This is a genomic window from Kitasatospora sp. NPDC092286, assembly GCF_044755565.1.
In the GTDB taxonomy this organism is placed as follows: domain Bacteria; phylum Actinomycetota; class Actinomycetes; order Streptomycetales; family Streptomycetaceae; genus Kitasatospora.
Genome location: NZ_JBIVRD010000015.1, coordinates 1 through 2,020 on the forward strand (window position 1 = coordinate 1; position 2,020 = coordinate 2,020).

At 68.9% G+C, this 2,020-nt stretch carries 1 protein-coding gene; it reads right to left on the reverse strand.

Going from position 1 to position 2,020, the window contains the following annotated elements; genetic code table 11:
* Positions 1-525: 525 nt before the first annotated feature.
* Positions 526-1,644, reverse strand: a complete 1,119-nt coding sequence (locus tag ACIQIB_RS17280; protein WP_400758759.1) for a hypothetical protein — start codon at positions 1,642-1,644, stop codon at positions 526-528.
* Between the last annotated feature and the right edge of the window lie 376 nt (positions 1,645-2,020).

The following is a 2,020-nucleotide window of genomic DNA, read 5'->3' on the forward strand; positions in this document are numbered from 1 at the left end:
TCCAACCCCGGAACAATCCGAGGCCGGGGATGTCAACATATCTGGCGTTGACTTTTGGCACGCTGTTGAGTTCTCAAGGAACGGACACTTCCTTCGGACCGCCTTCCAGCGGGCCCTCCGGGCGCTTCGTTCTTTCGTGTTCTCAGCTTATCAGATGTTTTCCGCTCCGTTTTCCGGAGTTTCACTCACCCAACTCACTGCTGTCTTCCGCGACCTGATGGCCCGTCCGACGTTCCAAACTCTAGCCGATCCCCGCTCCGGAAAGCGAATCCAGCCACAATCCATATAAACGCGCACGCCAAATTCACCCCGAGCCGCGACCCGAAAAGCAGACGCGACCCGGCAGAACCGGGAAGTGGTGTTTCGTGGATTGGCCGCCCCGGGACCGTCCGCGCCGATGCGTGTCCGGTGCTCCCTGTCGAGCGACTAGAGAACGATAGGCCGACCGGGCGCCTGAGGCAAATCCCGGGCCCGGACCGGGGAGGAGGTGAGGAACGGGGAGCAACGGCGCCCGTCCGGACGGGGTCAGTGCCGTTGCTGACGCCTCCTGCCGATCAGGACGGTGGTCACCCCTGCCGCGGTGAGCACGGCAGCGATCCACCCGGTCCGGCCGGCCCCCGTTCCGGTCGCGGGCAGCTCCTGGCCCACGGCGGCCGGGGAGGAGGCGACCGAGTGCCCCGCGCTCGGTGTCGCGGAAGGTCTCGGGGACGGAGAGCAAGTCGGGGAGGGAGAAGGGGACGGGGAGGAAGTCGGACTCGAAGACGGGGAGGAAGAGGGAGACGAGCTGGCGGCCGTGACGTTGAGCCGGGCGGTGGCGGGGGCGGAGGTGACGGTGGCTCCCGTGGCGAACGGCCTGGTCTGGTCGAGCCCGGCCGCCGTGGCGGTGTCGGTCACCGATCCGGCGGCCCCGTCTGCCGCGGTGAGGGTGTAGGCGGCCTGGCACGTCTGGCTCTGCCCCGCCGGCAATGGCGTGCCGGGGCAGGTGACCGGGGACAGGCCCGGGTGCGCATCGTTGACCGAGACCGTCCACGGCACCTGGCCGGTGTTGGTGACGGTGTACTGGTAGGTGACGGTCTGGCCGACGTTCGCCGTGGTGATCACGGCCCCGCCGGAGGTGACCGACTTGGTCAGTGAGAGACCGAACGGGTCGGGAACGGCGACCTGCACCGTGTCAGCGGCCACCGTGGCCGACGGGCTCGTGCCGACCGCGCCGACCTGGTTGGTGCATGACGCGCCGCTGTCGCTCGAAACGATGTTCCAGCCGGTGGCGTACTGCGGCACCACTACCCCGGCGACGGTGCGCGTCTGCAGCGCCTTCGAGCAGCCGCCGCTGGTCGCCTTGCCCGCCGGAAGCGTCGGCAGGACCGGGCTGCCCGTCACCGTCGGGTTGGAGCCTCCGGCCACCGAGCCCTGCGTGACGTCGGTGACCTGCTCCTGATAGGTACCGGCGGCGTCGAGGTACGCGACCGCCGGAGTGCCGATCGCGGTGACGTCCACCGACGGGACACCGTTCGAATCGGCGATCTGCATCCGGCACGGATCGCCCGACGTGCCGATCGGCTCGACGATGAAGTACGCGACCCCGGCGGCGTCGGTGTTCTGGAACGACAGGGAGCAGTTGCCGGCGATGTCCAGTTGGGTCACCGTCGATGCCGCGGACGCCGCCGGCGCACCCCCCAACCAGGATCCTCCGCCAAACGCGCCAAGAACCACGATCATGAACCCACGAGGTACCCGAGACATGGGGCTGACGGTAGGTCACATGTCAGGGACGTCCGGTACGCCGCGCAAACCGGTTCACCCGTCAAGCCCCAGGGCGAGGTCCTCCGGGGAGCCGTCCTCGGGCAGGAACCCGACCGGGTCACGACGTACCGGGGCCCGGACCGGAGTGCCTCAGGGGTGCATGAGCCCGCCTTCCTGTCACCGCAGTTGACGCGGGGAAGCGACGCGCCGGGGGCGGGTACGGCGGGTTAACCACGACGGATCCGTGCTGGCACACGCGGACCTCCAGGCAGGAATA